Annotated in this window: 18 protein-coding genes; 11 read left to right on the top strand and 7 right to left on the bottom strand. The window is 70.7% G+C overall.

What is annotated here, in order from left to right; translation table 11 throughout:
• Positions 1 to 149: 149 nt before the first annotated feature.
• The 4 genes from ABZV93_RS03720 to ABZV93_RS03705 all read right to left on the bottom strand — a co-directional run bounded on the left by ABZV93_RS03720 (position 150) and on the right by ABZV93_RS03705 (position 6,162).
• Positions 150 to 2,108 (bottom strand): amino acid transporter, encoded by a 1,959-nt coding sequence (locus tag ABZV93_RS03720; protein WP_354929818.1) that lies wholly within the window; start codon positions 2,106 to 2,108, stop codon positions 150 to 152.
• A gap of 203 nt (positions 2,109 to 2,311) precedes the next feature.
• A complete protein-coding gene (locus tag ABZV93_RS03715; protein ID WP_354929815.1) occupies positions 2,312 to 3,673 on the bottom strand; it encodes a hypothetical protein in 1,362 nt (453 codons plus the stop codon).
• 234 nt (positions 3,674 to 3,907) lie between these two features.
• Positions 3,908 to 5,548, bottom strand: a complete 1,641-nt coding sequence (locus ABZV93_RS03710; RefSeq protein ID WP_354929812.1) for an alpha-L-arabinofuranosidase C-terminal domain-containing protein — start codon at positions 5,546 to 5,548, stop codon at positions 3,908 to 3,910.
• A 449-nt stretch (positions 5,549 to 5,997) separates the two neighbouring features.
• Entirely contained in the window at positions 5,998 to 6,162 is a 165-nt protein-coding gene (locus ABZV93_RS03705; protein WP_354929809.1) for a hypothetical protein, read from the bottom strand.
• Between the two features lie 83 nt (positions 6,163 to 6,245).
• Here ABZV93_RS03705 and ABZV93_RS03700 point away from each other — a divergent pair, with 83 nt between their 5' ends.
• Positions 6,246 to 6,419: a hypothetical protein gene (locus ABZV93_RS03700; RefSeq protein ID WP_354929806.1), complete on the top strand. Its 174-nt coding sequence runs from the start codon at positions 6,246 to 6,248 to the stop codon at positions 6,417 to 6,419.
• A gap of 50 nt (positions 6,420 to 6,469) precedes the next feature.
• A complete protein-coding gene (locus tag ABZV93_RS03695) occupies positions 6,470 to 7,087 on the top strand; it encodes a winged helix-turn-helix domain-containing protein (RefSeq protein ID WP_354929803.1) in 618 nt (205 codons plus the stop codon).
• A 178-nt stretch (positions 7,088 to 7,265) separates the two neighbouring features.
• Here ABZV93_RS03695 and ABZV93_RS03690 read toward each other — a convergent pair whose 3' ends face one another.
• Positions 7,266 to 8,306: a Gfo/Idh/MocA family oxidoreductase gene (locus ABZV93_RS03690; protein ID WP_354929800.1), complete on the bottom strand. Its 1,041-nt coding sequence runs from the start codon at positions 8,304 to 8,306 to the stop codon at positions 7,266 to 7,268.
• Between the two features lie 204 nt (positions 8,307 to 8,510).
• On the opposite strand from ABZV93_RS03690, the gene ABZV93_RS03685 reads away from it, so the two are divergent.
• Genes ABZV93_RS03685 through ABZV93_RS03670 form a run of 4 tightly spaced genes read left to right on the top strand, consistent with a single transcriptional unit; the run spans position 8,511 to position 11,366 of the window.
• Entirely contained in the window at positions 8,511 to 8,972 is a 462-nt protein-coding gene (locus ABZV93_RS03685) for a MarR family transcriptional regulator (protein ID WP_354929797.1), read from the top strand.
• 4 nt (positions 8,973 to 8,976) lie between these two features.
• Positions 8,977 to 9,402 carry an organic hydroperoxide resistance protein gene (locus ABZV93_RS03680; RefSeq protein WP_354929794.1) on the top strand — a complete coding sequence of 142 codons (426 nt, stop codon included), beginning with the start codon at positions 8,977 to 8,979 and terminating at the stop codon, positions 9,400 to 9,402.
• Complete coding sequence (locus ABZV93_RS03675; RefSeq protein ID WP_354929791.1) at positions 9,399 to 10,400, top strand: NADP-dependent oxidoreductase; 1,002 nt, start codon at positions 9,399 to 9,401, stop codon at positions 10,398 to 10,400. The genes ABZV93_RS03680 and ABZV93_RS03675 overlap by 4 nt, the downstream gene beginning before the upstream one ends.
• Before the next feature lie 27 nt (positions 10,401 to 10,427).
• Entirely contained in the window at positions 10,428 to 11,366 is a 939-nt protein-coding gene (locus tag ABZV93_RS03670; RefSeq protein ID WP_354929788.1) for a lipid kinase, read from the top strand.
• A 21-nt stretch (positions 11,367 to 11,387) separates the two neighbouring features.
• On the opposite strand, the gene ABZV93_RS03665 is transcribed toward ABZV93_RS03670, so the two are convergent.
• Complete coding sequence (locus tag ABZV93_RS03665) at positions 11,388 to 11,837, bottom strand: VOC family protein (RefSeq protein WP_354929785.1); 450 nt, start codon at positions 11,835 to 11,837, stop codon at positions 11,388 to 11,390.
• Positions 11,838 to 11,878: 41 nt separating this feature from the next.
• Here ABZV93_RS03665 and ABZV93_RS03660 point away from each other — a divergent pair, with 41 nt between their 5' ends.
• On the top strand, positions 11,879 to 12,523 hold the full coding sequence (locus ABZV93_RS03660; protein ID WP_354929782.1) for a CGNR zinc finger domain-containing protein: 645 nt from the start codon (positions 11,879 to 11,881) through the stop codon (positions 12,521 to 12,523).
• A 110-nt stretch (positions 12,524 to 12,633) separates the two neighbouring features.
• A complete protein-coding gene (locus tag ABZV93_RS03655) occupies positions 12,634 to 14,202 on the top strand; it encodes an FAD-dependent oxidoreductase (RefSeq protein ID WP_354929779.1) in 1,569 nt (522 codons plus the stop codon).
• A gap of 38 nt (positions 14,203 to 14,240) precedes the next feature.
• On the opposite strand, the gene ABZV93_RS03650 is transcribed toward ABZV93_RS03655, so the two are convergent.
• Positions 14,241 to 14,570: a putative quinol monooxygenase gene (locus tag ABZV93_RS03650; RefSeq protein WP_354929776.1), complete on the bottom strand. Its 330-nt coding sequence runs from the start codon at positions 14,568 to 14,570 to the stop codon at positions 14,241 to 14,243.
• Between the two features lie 181 nt (positions 14,571 to 14,751).
• On the opposite strand from ABZV93_RS03650, the gene ABZV93_RS03645 reads away from it, so the two are divergent.
• From ABZV93_RS03645 to ABZV93_RS03635, 3 genes are read left to right on the top strand one after another with little or no spacing between them, the layout of a single operon-like run.
• Positions 14,752 to 15,159 carry a YciI family protein gene (locus tag ABZV93_RS03645; protein WP_354931337.1) on the top strand — a complete coding sequence of 136 codons (408 nt, stop codon included), beginning with the start codon at positions 14,752 to 14,754 and terminating at the stop codon, positions 15,157 to 15,159.
• A gap of 3 nt (positions 15,160 to 15,162) precedes the next feature.
• Positions 15,163 to 16,404 carry a sigma-70 family RNA polymerase sigma factor gene (locus ABZV93_RS03640; protein WP_354929773.1) on the top strand — a complete coding sequence of 414 codons (1,242 nt, stop codon included), beginning with the start codon at positions 15,163 to 15,165 and terminating at the stop codon, positions 16,402 to 16,404.
• A gap of 40 nt (positions 16,405 to 16,444) precedes the next feature.
• Positions 16,445 to 17,437 carry an ATP-dependent DNA ligase gene (locus ABZV93_RS03635; protein WP_354929770.1) on the top strand — a complete coding sequence of 331 codons (993 nt, stop codon included), beginning with the start codon at positions 16,445 to 16,447 and terminating at the stop codon, positions 17,435 to 17,437.
• The last annotated feature ends 73 nt before the right edge of the window (positions 17,438 to 17,510 follow it).

Below are 17,510 nucleotides of genomic sequence, written 5' to 3'. Positions count from 1 at the left end.
TCGGTCCGTTTCGATCCCACCCAAGCGGACCGATGTCCTCCGTCGACCGCGCCTTAACGGCGTCCATACGGGGTTGCGCGCGATCTTGACGCGTTCTTGACGGCCTGGCCCCGTCCGCGGTCTTGGACCCCTCGGCGCACTCGGCCCACTCAGCCGACGTGGACGTGCGGGCGCCGGGCCGGGTCGGGCTCCGCCTCACGCAGAACCTCGCGGGTGACCGGCGCGACCTCGCCCACCCCGAAGAGAAAGAACCTCGCCAGGTTGGTGAGCGGATTGCCCTCGGTCCATTCGAAGTGGATGTGCGGGCGGCTCCCGGTGCGGTCGCGGACGTCGAGCAGCAGGGCGGCCAGGGCGTTGGGCACCGTGGAACTCTCCATCCGCAGCACGCGGTACTTCCCGTGCAGCACCTGGCCGTGCACGTTCAGACTGGACTCGAACTCCGACGGGTCACGGACGATGACCTCGGCGAAGATGATGTCGTCCTCGACGGGGATGTCGCCGTCCGCGCGCATCTGGCGGATCTTCTCGCGGTACTCCGCGACGTCACCCTCGCCGGGTTCGTTCGCAACCAGCCGCACCCGGCGGCGGGCGCAGTCACGGACGAACCGCTCCGCGGTCTCATCGAGGGTGACCTCGGTGACCCGCAGTTCGAAGGCACGGTAGGACCGGGAGAGCAGTGAGATCACGAAGATGGCGGCGATGAAACAGGCGCCGATCTTGACCCCGTCCGGGCGTTCGACGACGTTCGCCAGGGTCGTGTAGACGAACACCGCGGAGATCACGCCGAACGCCACGGTCCAGTGGTGCTCGCGTGCCCGCCGGGCGGCGATGGTCACCGCGAAGGCGGCCGAGGTGATCAGGACGAGGACGCCCGTCGCGTACGCACCACCCTGGGCGTCGACGTCGGCCTGGAAGATCCAGGTGATGAGGAACGCCACACCTGTCAGCACCAGCACCATCGGACGGACGGACTGTGCCCAGTGCGGTGCCATGCCGTACCTCGGCAGATAACGCGGCAGGAGGTTCAGCAGGCCGGCCATCGCCGACGCCCCGGCGAACCACAGGATCGCGATCGTGGACAGGTCGTACACACTGCCGAAGCCACTGCCGAGATACTCGTGGGCCAGGTAGGCGAGCGCCCGGCCGTAGGCTGGCTGGCCGGGCTGGAACGCCCTGGCCGGGATGAGCAGCGTGGCCACGACGCTGCTGGTGATCAGGAAGACGCTCATGATCAGCGCCGCGGTGGTGAGGAGTCGGCGCGCCCCCCTGATTCGTCCGGTCGGTCGCTCTTCGGTGTCGGTGGGGTCGCCCTTGATGTGCGGCATCACGGCCACGCCGGTCTCGAACCCCGACAGGCCGAGCGCCAGTCTGGGAAACACCAGCAGCGCAAGGGCGATCATGACGAACACGTCGCCGTGCTGCGTGGTCAGCGCACGGGTCCAGTCGGTGACGACCTGAGGAGAGGTCGCCACGTGCCACAGCCCGACGGTGACGACCACGGCGTTCAGCGTCAGGTAGACCGCGACCAGCGCGACCGCCACCCCGATCGCCTCCTTGAACCCCTTCAGGAAGACCGCGCCGAGAACGGCAAGGAAGACCAGGGTGATGCCGACCTGATGGTGGTTGAACGCCGCGGGAACGTGCGGGTTCTCGATCAGGTGCTCGGTGGCGTCCGCGGCGGACAGCGACATGGTGATCACGAAGTCGGTCGCGGCGAACCCCAGCAGACCCAGGACGAACAGCTTTCCCTTCCAGAACGGCAACAGGTGTTCGAGCATCGCGATCGACCCCATGCCGTGCGGGCTCTCCTTCGCCACCCGGCGGTAGACCGGCAGCGCGCCGAAGAGAGTCACCAGCACCAGCACGACCGTGGCCAGCGGGGAGAGCAGTCCGGCGGCCAGCACAGCGATGCCGGGTTGGTAGCCGAGCGTGGAAAAGTAGTCCAGCCCGGTCAGGCACATCACCTTCCACCAGGGACTGCAGGGATGGGAGTGATCCGGTTCGCTGAACGCCGCCAGCCGCCGGGATCGGCGCGGCATCCCCTCCAGCAGCCACTGGCGCAAACGGTGCGAAACCGGCCGGGGACCGGAATTACTTGGTTCGGCCACGGCGTACTCCTGTCTCGCCGCCGTCGAGCGGACGTCGAGGAGGGGCTCACTCTCACCCTAGGAGAGGCCGGGACCCGGCGAGACGCGATCGCGTCATCCCACGGTCAACAGGCGCGCATCCGGCCGAGCCGCGCGAACCGGACGCGACGGCACCTTCGAGGCGCGCTCCCCAGGCGATGCCGGTGACCGCGCCGGACGCCCCGTCAGTCGGCGGTCGTGGTCAGGACCAGGCGGCCGAAGTCCCCGAACAGCCCGCCCACCTGGACGTAGTAGGTCGTTCCGGCGGTCGTCGCCAGGTCGACCCGGGCCTGCAGCGTGGTGCGCGGGTATGGGAAGGCGGGGTCGTCCTCGTCGTTGCACGCGATGGGTTCGGGCCCGTCGGCGGTGGCGGTGTAGACGGTGAGCACGGTGTCGAAGTCGCTGCCCGCGGTGTCGAGGTGAAGGGTTCCGCCGGTGCCCTGAACGGCGTACCACAGGGTGCGGGAAACCGGTCCGCCCGCGCACGGCATGTCCGCCTCGGCCTCCTCGACGGCGCCGCGGGTCCAGTCGCGGACCGTCATACCCGGCCTCACGGTGGCCGCCGTCGCGAGGGTGTCGTTGCTCGGCGCGGGCCCGCCGGGCTTGGGCCCCTTCGACGCGCTGATGTGCTCGCGGGTGACGATCTCCATGTGCTGGCAGGTGGCGTCGACCGGACCCCACGGAAGATCCGCCTGTGCGGTCACCGAATACGGCGTGGCCTTCTGCACCACGCGTGCCTTGGACGTCCGCAGAACGCTGCTGGTGGTCTCGCCACTGGGGCGCGCGGTCACCGAGACGGGTACCTGCGCGATCACCTCCGCGGTCTCGGAGTCGCGCAGCGGAAGCGTCGCCACGAACTGGTCCTCCGGCTCGACCGGGCCGAACAGGTTGTACTGGCGTCCGTCGTGTTCGACTTCCACGGAGAGGAAATATTCACCCTCGGCGGGGCCGAACAGCCCGACCACCGCGTTGCCCTCACACCGCGCCGTCTCGACCAGGCGCCGTTCGAACCGGACGGTGGCCGCCGGCGAGTTCGCGCGGTAGGTACTCAGTGTGGACGAGCCGGTGCAGTCGAGGGATTTGACGGTGTAGCGGGGCAGGTCGAGTGTGGGCCTCACCGACAAGGTGGAGGCGACGATGTGCGCCTTCACGTGCTGGTTGCCGTTGTCGTGGCGCCCGTCGGTCTCGACCTGTGAGGTGACTGTCGTCGTGGCCGTCAACGCGCCGGTCCCGACGAGTTCGCGGTCGGCGTTGTAGACGTCCAGTGGGTACGAGGGGGAGCCGTCGTTCCAGTTGCCGGTGCCGAACGCCTCCATCACCGGGGCGTCGTCCGGGCCGACCGACACGTACGCGAAGTCGCCGAAGTCGGAGGAGGCGCCGGCGGAGACGTAGACCGCCTCACCGGTGGAGGTGACACCGGTGCACTGCAGCGACGCGTGGAACGACGTCTGCGTGGTGGGTGGTGCCGCGGCCGCGGAGGAGGCGGCGATCCCTCCGGCGACCATGGCGAACGCGGCGACGCCTGCGACTCGTCCGAACGTCTTCATCCGTTCCCCCCGGCTACGGAACTCGCGACCCCACCGGGCGACGCCTGCTGCCGTCCGGTGGCGAAGATCGTAAAGGCAGGGGGCGGGTGTGTGTAATGGTTTCGTAAAACCCGATCAGAGCACGTACGTGCCGATCACCTGCGGTCTCGACCGAGAACGCCTGGATCCTGCTGTAAGGAAGAGACGTGAAGTCTCGCTTCGCGCCACCATAGCGGCACCGATCAGGTGCCGAAGTCAGAGAGCGAACGACAGGACAGTCACCGAGTGGGGCGGGAAGTCGTACTCACCGGAGGGCACGTCCACTCGCCCGCGGTCACGAACGCTCACGCTGTCGGGGGCGATGAGACTGTTGCCGGCCAGCACATCGTCGACGTCGGCGCCGAGGTCACGGACGTGCGCGCTGGGTGGGAGCGTCTCGGCCCTGCCGTCCAGGACGATCCGTGCCCGGATCGGGTTCGACCGGTGTCGGTTGATCACCGCGATGCGCAGGAAACGGCGGTCCTCGGTGAGTGTCGCGCTCACGTCGAGGTACGCGACCACGGCGGGACGGGTGGTGTGCCGGCCGCCGCGCTCGCGTTCGTCGCCCTGGCGTAGCGCCGCGGACCGGGACGGGCCGTCGACCTGGCTCGCGAGCGCCCGGTTGCCCAGCGAGTTCTGGTACAGGTCCCAGACGTGGTAGGACGCCGACCTGACCGCGCCGCCGGGCCGGGCGACGACGAGGCCGTTGGCGTTGACCAGGTTGACCGTGTTCGCCATCGTCGGCGGTACGGGCAGATCCGTGCCTCGGTGCAGCGCGTGGAACACCCCGGCGTAGAACAACGCGTCCGCGAGCGTACGGGGGCTCCAGCGGTTGACCCGGAGGTTGGTCGGTGACTCGTCCGGAGTCGCGACGTCGCGGGGTACGAACCCACCCTCGTCGGAGGGGGACGGCTCCGGCCAGGACGCGGGCTCCAGGTGCCGGATGTTCCACTCGTCCAGCGCCAGTGCCAACGGCCGGTTGACACCTGCCTTCGCGGCTAGGCCGGCGACGAGGTGGGAGTAGTCCTGGATGCGTTGTTCGAAGTACGCCGGCTGGGCCACCACCGCGTCGTAGTCGTCGTCGCCGGACGCCGACGAGAACAGATGCGTGCTCGCGCCGTACAGGTGCAGCGAGATGTAGTCGACCAGGTTTCCCGCCTGCTCCAGCAGCGGACGGGTCCACTCTTCCTGCTCCCATGGGATCCCGACAGCCACCAGCCTGATGTCGGGATCGACGAGACGCATGAAGCGTGCGTGGTCGCGGGCCGCCCCGGCGTACTCGCTCGCCGAGCGATGGCCGTACTGCCACGGCCCGTAGACCTCGTTGCCGATCCCCCAGTAACGGACGCCGTACGGTTCACGCCGGCCGTTCTCGGCCCGTCGGCGGGTGTAGGCGGTGTCGGCCCGGCTGTTGGTGTATTCGACCCAGCGCACGGCCTCGTCGACGTCGCGGCAGCTGTGCACGAGGTAGGGCTCGGTGCCGACCTCGGCGCACCAGGCCAGGAACTCGTCGGTGCCGAACCGGTTGGTCTCCAGTCCGCCCCAGGCCAGCTCCAGGCGCCGGGGTCTCGAGTCGCGTGACCCGATACCGTCCTCCCAGTGGTACGGCGAGGCGAAGTTGCCGCCCGGCCAGCGAACGATCGGCAGGCCGAGCTCCCGGCACAGCGTCAACACGTCCTTGCGCAGACCGCTCCGCACACCGGGGCCGTCGTAGGACAGGGGTGATCCCTCGTCGAAGACGCCGCCCTCGATGTTGCCGAAGAACGACGACTCGAGGAAGTGGCCGTAGATCTGCGGGTCGATGCGGCCGACTTCGCGGCTGCGGTCGATCAGAATGGTCGCCGACGGATGTGTCACGAGTGCCCTCCCTGGCCGGTCGTACGACATGGGACTATCCCGTTGGATGGGTGAGGTCGCCCGCCTAACGGGCAGGACGCACCTCCGCGCAATCGACGGTGAGGGCGTCAAGCGCTGCTTGCGACGTGGAGTCGGCCGCCCGGTAGAAGATGAGCCGCTGACTCGGATCCTGCAGCGGCGTCAGTACCTGGTACTCGACGGCCAACACCCTCGCGGATCACGTGCTCCCGGTCGACGTAGAACTCCCTGCATGCCCGGATGCGGAGTGCAGATCCACAGCATGTTGCGGTGTTCGGGTGGCAGCGCGCCGAAGTCCACCACGAGGTTGGAGTGCGCAGGAACGCCGCCAGCTCGGCTGTGGTGTCGATCGTCGTGGCCACCTCCGCGATCTTAGTGCCGCCCGCCCGCGAACGCGAAGGTGGGAAAGCCAGTCCCGGAGGACCTTTCCCTTACCCGGCCACCCACGCCTGGCCGAAGGCGTACGCGATGGAGTTCGTACGACGCACGGCGGAGGCGTTCGTCGGCGAGTTCGCGGGCGGGCGGCGCGACGAGCTCGTCATCGCCACGAAGTACGCCCTGAGCACCCGGCCGGGCGACCCGAACTTCGGCTGCACATCTGGGACGGCACTACGCCGGTGGAGGCCCCTGGACGCTGCTCAACCCTGCGGTCACCGCACCGATCGCCGGCGTACGGACGGTGGCGCAACTGGAGGACAACCTCGGCGCGCTGGACGTGCGGTTCATCCCCGAGCAGGTGGCCCGCCCGGAGGCCGCGAGCGCGGTCGAGCTCGGCTTCCCGCACGACTTCCTGGCCCGGCCGATGACGCGGAACGTGGTGTTCGGCGACGTCCGGCTGGCCGCGCGCCGGTGATCAGCGCCGAGGCCGCCAGTTCTCACAAGTGGTAAGGTATATTACCAGTTATGAGAACGTCTCAGCTGCTTCCGTTGTTGCGCTCGCAGGCTCAGGGCAGCCTGCTGGCGCAGCTGTACCTTCACCCGGAGACGGAGTACAGCCTGACCGATCTCGCCCGAGCGCTCCGGGTGAGCGTGAAGACGATTCACCACGAAGCGGACAGGCTGTCCGAAGCGGGTTTGATCAAGTCCCGGCGGCGGGGGAATCTCCGTTTGGTCTCGGCTGACACCAGTCATCGGCTGGTTGCCCCACTCACCGACCTCCTGGTGGCGACCTACGGGCCGCTGCCCGTGATGTCGGATCTTCTCAGCCCCATCGCCGGCGTGGAGCAGGCGTTCATCTACGGCTCCTGGGCCGCGCGGCACACGGGCGAAGCAGGACCCGTGCCGGCAGACCTCGACGTGTTGGTGGTCGGTGACGCCGACCTCGACGAACTCGACGACGCCGCTCGGCAAGCACGGCAGCAGCTTCGGTTCGAGGTCAACGTCCATCGAGTCGGACGCGCCGAGTGGGAGTCGCCTACCGACGATCCCTTTCTTGCTCACTTACGATCTCGTCCTTTGGTCGAAGTCGAGTTGACTCCTCCAGGAGGAGGGGTTGGCTCCGCCTCGCGGCACAGTGCCTGAGGCGTCAACGGGGAGGTCGAGTGAAGCCGCCGCAACCGGGTCGAGTACCCGGACGAGGGAGTCCCCCTGGTCACCCATCAGGAGATCGCGGAGACAATCCCGAAGGTCAAGGCGGTCATCGACGCTGCCAGGAAGGTGATGGAAGCCATGCCGGTGTGGAGTTGAGAACTCCGGGCGGTCAGGCGTAGCCGGTCTGGCGGCGGGCCTCCTCGATGATCCGGATCTGCCGCCGGACGCTCTCCGGTGTGACGAACAGGTCCGCGCCCGCACGCAGGGTCGCCTCCAGCCGGTCGTAGTAGCGCAACGCGGCCGACCTGGTGCCGCGGCCCAGCGTGCGGACCTCCTCCTGCCAGTCGATCGTTTCGCCGCTGCCGTATCTGCGACCCGCCGCCGGCCCCTCGTCCAGGTGTGGCGCGTCGGCCACGGCGGCGTCGAACCACCGGATCGTGAACGTCTGCCCGTCGCCGACGAGTGCACCCGTGGTGCCGGTGATCTGCCAGGCAGGCTGGGGAATCGTCATGCACAGGCTGGACTCCACCTCGGCCAGCGGGAGGTTCGGCCCCCGCAAGGTCAGCTTGACATGATCCTCGGCGTCGCCCCGGCCGACGGTGTGCCGCAGGTCCGCGAACACCTCGGCCGGTTCCTCCTCCAGCAGCAGCAGAACCTGGTCGAGTACGTGTGGCGTGGTGTTGGACAGCTCGCCGCCGCCGAACTTGCGCAGCGTCTGCCAGTCCGCGCGCCGTTGGAAGCGGTGCACCGTGCGCCGGAGCAGGACCAAGTTCCCCAGCAGGCCCGAGTCCAGCACCTTCCGTACGAAGTCGAAGTCGACGTCCAGCCGTCGCGGCAGATAGCAGGTGAGCACGCGGTCGGCCCGGTCGGCGGCGGCGATCAGGTCGTCCATCTCCGCGACCGACGCGGCCATCGGCTTCTCCACGACGACGTGGCTGCCCGCCTCCAGGGCGGCGACGGTGAGCGGGACGTGCGTGTGGGACGGCGAGGCGACGACCACGACGTCCAGGCCGTCGGTGCCGATGACGCCCTCCGGCTCGGCATGGGCCGCGCAGGCGAAACGCTCCTCCGCTTCCTGGCGCCGCTCCGCGGCCGGGTCGGCGACCGCGGCCACCTCGAATCCCGCATGGTCGGCGATGGCGTCGGCGTGGATGTTCCAGCCGCTCCTGCCCAGCCCGATGATTCCGACCCGAAGCGGTGCGTCCGCCATGCCAGCTCCTCCGTGGTGCCTGTCGCGTTCGACTCCTACGGCCGATGCATCCCGGCCGTCGCAGGTCAGCCTGCCGTCCCGGGCGGACGCGGTCCAAGTCGACGGCCTGTGACGGCCAGTGATCCGGCCCGGCCGCCGGGTCAGGGACGTAGGTCACAGCCGTTTGAGTTGTGCACAATTGAATTGCCCAATACCGTGGGCCGGGTGAACGAGCTGGAACTGCGCCACCAGGTGTGCTTCGCGCTCTACGCGGCGTCTCGCGCCGTCACCGACGTCTACCGGCCGATCCTCGACGAGCTGGGCCTGACCTACCCGCAGTACCTCGTGATGCTGGTGCTCTGGGAGCAGGACCCGGCCGCCCCGACGGTCAAGGACCTGGGGGCTGCCCTGGAGCTGGACTCCGGGACGCTCTCGCCGCTGCTCAAGCGGCTGGCCACGGCGGGGCTGGTCACCCGGAGCCGGTCGGCCCGGGACGAGCGGGTGGTCGAGGTGGCGCTCACCGCAGCCGGCCGGGCCCTGCGGGACCGGGTCGGCGAGGTACCCCGGCAGGTCGCCGCGGCGACCGGGCTGACCGAGGACGAGCTGGTGACGCTCCGGCACACGCTGACCAGGATCACCGCCGCTGTCCACGAACAGCAGTCCGTCCATCGACAGAAGGAGAACTGACGACATGCAGGTCCTCTACACAGCCCAGGCACTTGCCACGGGCGAGGGACGCGACGGACACGTCACCACCTCAGACGGCACGATCGACCTCGACCTCGCCGTACCGAAGGAGATGGGCGGGGCCGGCGGAGCCGCCAACCCCGAACAGCTCTTCGCGGCCGGGTACGCGGCCTGCTTCCACTCGGCGCTGCGGGCCGTGGCCCGCAAGGCCAAGGCCGACGTCACCAACTCCACCGTGCAGGCGCAGGTCGGCATCGGCGCCACCGGTACGGGCGGGTACGGGCTGACCGTCACACTCTCCGTCGAGCTGCCCGAGACCGACGCGGCCACCGCTGCGCAGCTGGTCGAGCAGGCCCACCAGGTCTGCCCGTACTCCGCGGCGACCAGGGGCAACGTCGACGTCACGCTCACCGTGGGGGAGACCCGATGACCCAGGGACGGGAGATCCACCTGGCCGGCCGCCCGACCGGCTGGCCGACGCCGGAGAACTTCACGTTGGTGGAGGCGCCGGTGCCCGAGCCCGGTGAGGGGCAGGTGCTGGTCCGCAACGTGCTCATGTCGGTCGACCCCTACATGCGTGGCCGGATGAACGACGTCAAGTCCTACGTCCCGCCGTTCCAGGTCGGCGCGCCGCTGGACGGCGGCGCGATCGGCGAGGTGATCACCTCGAACGCCGACGGCCTGAAGCCCGGTGACCTGGTGCTGCACGGGCTGGGCTGGCGGGAGTACGCCGTGGTCGACGCTGCGGCCGCCCGCCCGGTCGACCCGGACCTCGCGCCGCTGTCGACGTACCTCGGAGTGCTCGGCATGCCCGGCCTCACGGCGTACGCGGGACTGACGGAGGTCGCGGCGTTCCGTCCCGGCGAGACCGTCTTCGTCTCGGCGGCGGCCGGCGCGGTGGGCAACCTGGTCGGCCAGATCGCCAAGCTCAAGGGCGCCGCCCGGGTGGTGGGCAGCGCCGGCTCGGCGGCCAAGGTGCGGCGGCTGGAGGAGGTCGGCTTCGACGCCGGCTTCGACTACCACGACGGGCCGGTGGCCGAGTCGCTGCGGGCGGCCGCTCCGGACGGCATCGACGTCTACTTCGACAACGTGGGCGGTGACCATCTGGAGGCGGCGCTCGGCGCGCTGCGCACCCACGGCCGGGTCGCGGTCTGCGGAATGATCAGCCAGTACAACAGCACCGAACCCCCGGCCGCGCCGCGCAACCTGGCGTTGCTGATCGCCAAGCGACTGACCGTCCGCGGCTTCCTGGTCGCCGACCACGCCGACCTGCGCGACAGGTTCGTCGAGGAGATGGCGGGCTGGTTGCGCGAGGGCCGGATCCGATACGACGAGACGTTCGCCGACGGGATCGAGAACGCCCCGGACGCCTTTCTCGGCGTGCTGCGCGGCGACAACCTCGGCAAGATGCTGGTCCGGCTCGGCTGACCCTCGGCGCGCACGTAGCCTGGCCGGATGGCAGCGGAGAAGCGGTTCGACCGGGTCGCGCTGGTGGTGAACTCCGGGTCACGCAGCGGAGCCGCGACGTACGAGGAGGCCCGTCGGCGGCTGGGTGATCTCGGCGTACCGCTCGGCGAGTGCTACCCGGTCGCCGACGGCACCCGGCTACCCGAGGTCGTCGCCGAGGTCGCCGACCACCACGATCTGGTGGTGGTCGGCGGCGGGGACGGCACCTTGAGTACGGCCGTCGACCACCTCGCGCCCCGCGGGACCGCCCTCGGCGTCCTTCCGCTGGGCACGGCGAACGACTTCGCGCGGACGCTCCGGATCCCGTTCGACCTCGCCGGCGCCTGCGAGACGATCGCGCACGGCAAGGTGGTCGACGTCGACCTCGGCCGGATCGGTGACAACTACTTCGTCAACGTCGCCTCGATCGGGCTGTCCGTCGGCGTCACCCAGGCGCTCACCTCGAGGATGAAGCGCCGGCTGGGGCCGTTGGCGTACCCGCTCGCGGCGGCACGTGCCTACCGTGCCCATCGGCCGTTCCGAGCTCGCCTCTCCTTCCCGGACGGCGACCACGCGCCGATGGACCTCGACGACCTGCTCCAGGTGGCGGTCGGCAACGGCCGGCACTACGGCGGCGGCAACGTCGTCTCACCCAGCGCGGGAATCGACGACGACACACTGGACGTGTACGCCATCCCCAGGGGAAGTCTGCGCGACCATCTCAGCATCGCCCGGCTGCTGCGGAGCGGACACTTCGTCCGGCACCGGAACGTCGTGCACGTGACCACCCGCCGGCTGAACCTGCACGCGGAGCCGGAGCAGGCGGTGAACGTCGACGGCGAGGTGGTGGCGTCCACTCCGCAGGAGTTCGCCGTGCAACGGAACGCGCTGGTCGTGCTCGTGCCCCAGGAGTCCGACGCCGCCCGGCTGGACACGCACCACCGCTGAGGGACGCCGGCGCCGCCGGACCTACTGGACGCAGAAGACGTTGCCTTCCGGGTCGGTCATGACCACGTGGTCGGTCCCCGGCTCCGACACCACCCGCAGCACCTTCGCGCCGCGCTCCTGCAGCCGGGCCACCTCGTCGTCGCGGCGCCCGGGCTCGGCGTGCACGTCGAGGTGGAGTTTGTTCTTGCCCGGCGTCGGGTCGGCCACCGCCTGGAACAGCAGCCGCCGGCCGAGGCCGACCCCGGTCGACTCGTCCACCGGGTCGTCGGGGTGGCGTACGGCGGCGGCGTGCAACCACGCCTTGCGGCCCGCCACCTCGGTGTACTGCGCGTCGGTGACGACGCCCGCGCCGAGCAGCCGGTCGATCAGTGCGGAGTGGTCCTCCACCTCGTAGCCGAGGGCGAATCCCCAGAAGTCGGCAAGTCGCAGCGGCTCCGTGCAGTCGACGACGAGCTTCCAATGCAGTGCCATGAGTCCTCCCGTTCAGGTGCGACACCACTTATAGTGGTTACATGCCCGAGATCGCAACCGGCCTGCCCATGCACTCCCGGGACGGCGCCCGTTGGATCTTCGACCCCGGCGCCCTGTGTCTGGAGTTCCTGGTCACCGGTGGGCCCGGCCGGCTGGCGAGGTGGGAGACGCTCGACCGGCCGGACGGTCTGCGCACCTGGCTCGCCGACTGCCGTCTCCACCTCGACCCCGCCCAGGTGCACGTCACCGCCGAGGCGCTGGCCTCCGCCCGCCGGGTGCGTGACGCGCTGTGGCGCCTCGTCCGCGACGCGGCTCATGGGACGACTCACGAGGCGGACGACGACGTGGAGCTGATGCCGACCCCCGCGGACCTGACCCAGGTCAACGCCGCCGCCGCTCGCCCGCCCCTCGCGCCGCGGATCGCCGCCGACGGGACGCACGAATGGACGCTCCCGACGGACGCCGAGCAGGTGGTGTCGACCGTTGCCCGGGACGCGATCGACCTGCTGACCGGCCCGTACGCCGGCCGGATCCGGGAGTGCGACGGGGACAACTGCCGGCTGGTCTTCGTGGACACCTCGCGACCGGGCCGCCGGCGGTGGTGCTCGATGGAACGCTGCGGAAACCGGCACAAGCTACGGGCGCACCGCGCCCGCCGCGATCCGAAGGAGTCTTCGCCGTCCTGACCGGGTGGTCCGGGTGATCGGCGCGGAGTGAGTCCTGGGCATGTCGCCCCCTGCCCCGGGTAGGAGCGCCGTACGCAAGCGATGCCGGTGCGCGGGAAGCAGGTGACGAGATGACCAGGCATGCCAGCGTGTGGTTCGCCGGACCGGAGGGGCCGACCTATCCTGCCCTGGACACCGACCTCGACGTCGATGTCGCGGTGGTCGGCGGCGGGCTGGTCGGCCTCACCACCGCCCTGCTCGCCCAGCGCGCGGGACTGCAGACCGTCGTACTCGAAGCGCGTCGGCTCGCGTCCGCGTCCTCCGGCCACACCACCGCCAAGGTCACCACGCAGCACGGCCTGATCTACGCCGAGCTCGCCAGGCGGCACGGCTGGACCGCCGCCGGTCAGTACGCCGCGGCCAACTCGGCCGGCATGGAGCTGGTGACCGACCTGGTGGAGCGGTCCGGTATCGACTGCCAGCTGACCCGGGCTCCGTCCTATGCGTACACGACGGACGAGAGCCGCGTCGGTGAGCTCGAGGCCGAGGTCGCCGCGGCCACGAAACTCGGTCTCCCGGCCGCCATGTCCGACACCGCCGAGCACCCCTTCGACGTCGCGGCCGCCGTGCGCTTCGACGACCAGCTGCACTTCCACCCCGTCCGCTACCTGCGTGCCGTGGCGGCTGCCGCGACCGAGGCGGGCGCAGGGATCCACGAGGGCACCCGCGTCACCGACGTGTCCGAGGGGCGCGACCACACGGTCACGGTGACCACGTCCTCCGGTGTGGTCCGGGCCCGGCACGTGGTGATGGCGACGCTGTTGCCGCTGGGAATGATCGGCGGCTACTTCGCGCGTACCCGCCCGCAACGCTCCTACGGCCTGGCCGCGCGGCTGCGTGGCCCCGCGCCGACCGTGATGGCGTTGTCGGTGGACCAGCCCACCCGGTCGACCCGGCCGTGGCTGGACCCCGGCCCGAACGGCCTCATCGTCGTCGGCAACGGCCACGAGACCGGGGCGGCGGACGTCGACACCGAAGAACAGGTCCGCGACCTGGTGGAGTGGACGCGGAAGACGTTCGACGTGGAGGACGTGGAGTACACCTGGTCCGCGCAGGACTTCACCACCCCCGACCACATTCCCTACGTCGGAGCCGCAGCCGGGCACCAGTCGGTGTGGGTCGCGACCGGGTTCGGCAAGTGGGGCCTGAGCAACGGGTCCGCCGCGGCGATGATGCTGGTCGACGCGATGTCCGGCCGCTCCAACCCGTGGGCGTCGGCGTTCGACGCCCGCCGGATCGGTGACGTACGCGGAGTCATGAAGATGGTCACCGACAACCTGCACGTCGGCAAGGAGTTCGTCGGCGGCTACATCGGTACGCCCGAGTCGCGGACGCTCGACCAGGTGCTCCCGGGCACCGGCGGGCTGATCCGGGTGGGCGGGCAGGCGATGGGCGTCTACCGCGACCCGGCCGGCAACCTGCACGGCGTGCGCCCGACCTGCTCGCACATGGGCTGCCGGCTGCACTGGAACGCCGCGGAGACCAGCTGGGACTGCAACTGCCACGGCTCCCGGTTCGATCCCGACGGTGCCGTCCTCACCGGACCGGCGACCAGCCCGCTCCAGCCCCGTGACCCGGAGGCCACGGCGAACGCCCACAACGACCAGGACGCGGACGCGGACACCGAGGGCCAGGGCTAGCCGCGCCAGGGCCGGCGCTCGGGCCGAGGACTTCCGGGCTACTCCCCGGACACGGCCATCTCGCCGAGCTCGGACCAGTCGTCCCCGGGCGCCTTGACGTTGACGATGCGCGGCGTCTGGGCGAGATGGGGCGGCAGCGTCCGGCGCGCCTCCTGGAAGTGCTCCGACTGCACGTGCGCCGCGCCCGCGTCGTCGTCACGGAACGCCTCGACCAGGACGTACTCCGTCGGGTCGTCCAGGCTGCGGGACCAGTCGAACCACAGGCAGCCGGGCTCGCTGCGCGTGGCCTGGGTGAAGTCGGCGACGATCGCGGGCCACCGGTCGGCGTCCTCGGGCCGCACGCGGAACCTCGCGGTGATGAAGATCATGGGTCGCCTCCCCGTGTTCGGTTTCTCCGTCACGCCACACCGTACTGGCCGGGGAGGATGCCGGTGAGAAACAGTGCGCGATCCTGGTCGGGGCTGTCCGAGTGGCCGCGGCGGCTTCGACGTCCTGGGTGAGCGGCGCCGAACCCCGGCGCCACGCCGAGAGGGAGTGACCGTGAAGTACATGATCCTGACGTACGCCTCACAGCAGGACTACGACGGCATGGCGGGCAAGGGCGGGGACAAGCCGACCTGGTCGGAGGAGGACTTCGCCGCGATGGGCGCGTTCATGGAGAAGTTCAACGCCGACCTCGCCGAGTCCGGTGAGCTGGTCGAGACGCGTGGCCTGGACGCGCCGGTGCACACCCGGCGGCTGGGGTCGAAGGACGGCCGGCCGGTGGTGACCGACGGGCCGTACGCCGAGACCCAGGAGGTGCTCGCCGGCTACTGGATCGTCGAGTGCGACAGCTTCGACCGGGCCACCGAGCTGGCCGCCCGGCTGGCCGACTGCCCCGGGCCCGAGCACGTCCGGGCCACCGCCTACGCCGACGTCCGGCCGCTGGTGGAGTCCCGGTCGGACCTGGAGGCGTGAGCCGTGACCGAGGTCGAGGACCTGCTGCGCACGCTGGCGCCGCGGGTCCTCGGCGCGGTCGTACGTAGGTACGGCCACTTCGACACCGCCGAGGACGCCACCCAGGAGGCGCTGCTGGCGGCCGCCACCCGGTGGCCCGTCGAGGGAGTACCGGACGACCCGCGTGCCTGGCTGGTCACCGTCGCCGCCCGCCGGCTCACCGATTTGCTCCGGAACGAGCAGGCCCGGCGCCGGCGCGAGGACGCCGTCGCCTCCTGGGTGCTGCCCGACCAGTGGCCGGCGCCGCCCGCCGACCGTGCTGCGTCCGACACCGACGACTCCTTGATCCTGCTGTTCATGTGCTGCCATCCCGCGCTGTCCGCGGAGGCGCAGATCGCGTTGACGCTGCGTGCGGTGGGCGGGCTGACCACGGCCGAGGTGGCCCGGGCCTTCCTCGTCTCCGAACAGACCATGGCCCGCCGGATCGGCCGGGCCAAGCACCGGATCCGCGACAGCGGTGTGGCGTTCGGCATCCCGGCCGGAGCCGCGCGCGAGGAGGGGCTGGCCGCCGTGCTGCACGTGCTCTACCTGATCTTCAAGGAGGGGTACGCGAGTACGTCCGGACCCAACCTGCACCGCGTGGAGCTCGCCACCGAGGCGATCCGGCTGGCCAGGATGGTGCACCGGCTGCTGCCCGGCGACGGCGAGGTGGCCGGACTGCTCGCGTTGATGCTGCTCACCGACGCACGGCGGGCCGCCCGGGTCGGGCCGAACGGCGAGCTCGTCCCGATGGACGAACAGGACCGCGGCCGGTGGAACGCCGAGCAGATCGCCGAGGGCGTACGCCTGGTCACCGCCGCCCTGCCGCGCGGCCACACCGGCCCCTACCAACTGCAGGCCGCGATCGCCGCGCTGCACGACGAGGCGCCCAGTGCGGAGGAGACCGACTGGCCGCAGATCGCCGCGTTGTACGGCCTGCTGGGCAAGATCTCCGACAACCCGGTGGTCGCGCTCAACCACGCCGTCGCGGTGGCCATGGTGGAGGGGCCGCGGGCCGGTCTTGCGATGGTCGGTGCCCTCGATTCCGACGAGCGGCTGGCGCAGGACCATCGGCTGCACGCGGTCCGGGGACACCTGCTGGAACGCGACGGCGATCCGGCCGGCGCCCGGGAGGCCTACCTCGCCGCCGCGGACCGTACCTCCAGCCTTCCCCAGCAGCGCTACCTGCGCGCCCGCGCCGCCCGTCTCGCCGACGTCGAGGCGTGACCTGCGCCGTGCTGTCGGCGGCGTCGCCTACGCTGCGGTCATGACGTCGGAGGAGACGCGCGAGGGTGTGTCGCTCACCAACCTCGACCAGTCCCTGTTCGAAGGTGCCGGGGCGACGAAGCGCGACCTCGTCGACTACCTCGACGCGATCGGCGACCGGATCATCGCCGAACTGGCGGGCCGGCCGCTGTCGGTGATGCGGGTGCTGCGCGGCCAGGCGCCGTTCATGCAGAAGAACCTCCCGAAATACACCCCGTCGTGGGTACGCAGCGTCTCGGTGTGGGCGGAGGCGTCGAAGCGGGAGATCCGGTACGCCCTGTGCGACGACCGCCGCACGCTGCTGTGGTTCGCCAACCAGCGCGCGATCGAATACCACCCCACCTTGTCCCGGGCCGACAACGTCACCCATCCCACCGCCCTCATCCTCGACATCGACCCGCCGGAGGGTGACGACCTGGCCGCGGGGTTCGCGCTGGCCGTGGCGGCGGCGAAGCTGGTCCGGCAGGCGCTGGCCGACGCCGGGCTGGCCGGCGCGGTGAAGACCAGCGGCGCCAAGGGACTGCACGTGGTCGTCCCCCTCGCGCCGGGGCAGGACGTGTGGGACGTCGCGGCGGCGACCCGGGCGCTGGCGGTGCGGGCCGAGCGGCTCGACCCGTCCGTGGCGACCACCGCGTTCATCCGTGAGGACCGGGCCGGAAAGGTGTTCCTCGACTCCACCCGCGCCGGCGGGGCCACCGTCGTCGCGGCGTACAGCCCACGGATCCGGCCCGGACTTCCGGTGTCCTACCCCGTCGGCTGGGACGCGCTCGACGACACGGCGCCCGGTGACTTCACCGTCCACACCGTGCCCGGGCTGGTCGGCGCCGGCGACCCGTGGGCCGAGCAGTTGCCGGCGCCGCAGACGCTGCCCGCCGACCTGGTGGCCGAAGGACACACGATCCCGGTGGCCCGGGTTCAGGCGATGCACGAAGGCAAGCGCCGCGCCCGCGCCCGGCGCGAGGAGTCCGGCCATGATCCGCAGGACAGACCCTAATGGGGTTCGACCGGCGTTTCGCGCCCAAGGCTAGGGCTGTTGGGCGTGAGGCTGGTCGCCGAGCCGCCGTCGG

It is taken from the genome of Actinopolymorpha sp. NPDC004070 (assembly GCF_040610475.1).
GTDB lineage: Bacteria > Actinomycetota > Actinomycetes > Propionibacteriales > Actinopolymorphaceae > Actinopolymorpha.
The sequence above is the reverse complement of the archived record's forward strand: the minus strand, read 5'-3'. Positions and strand labels throughout refer to the sequence as shown.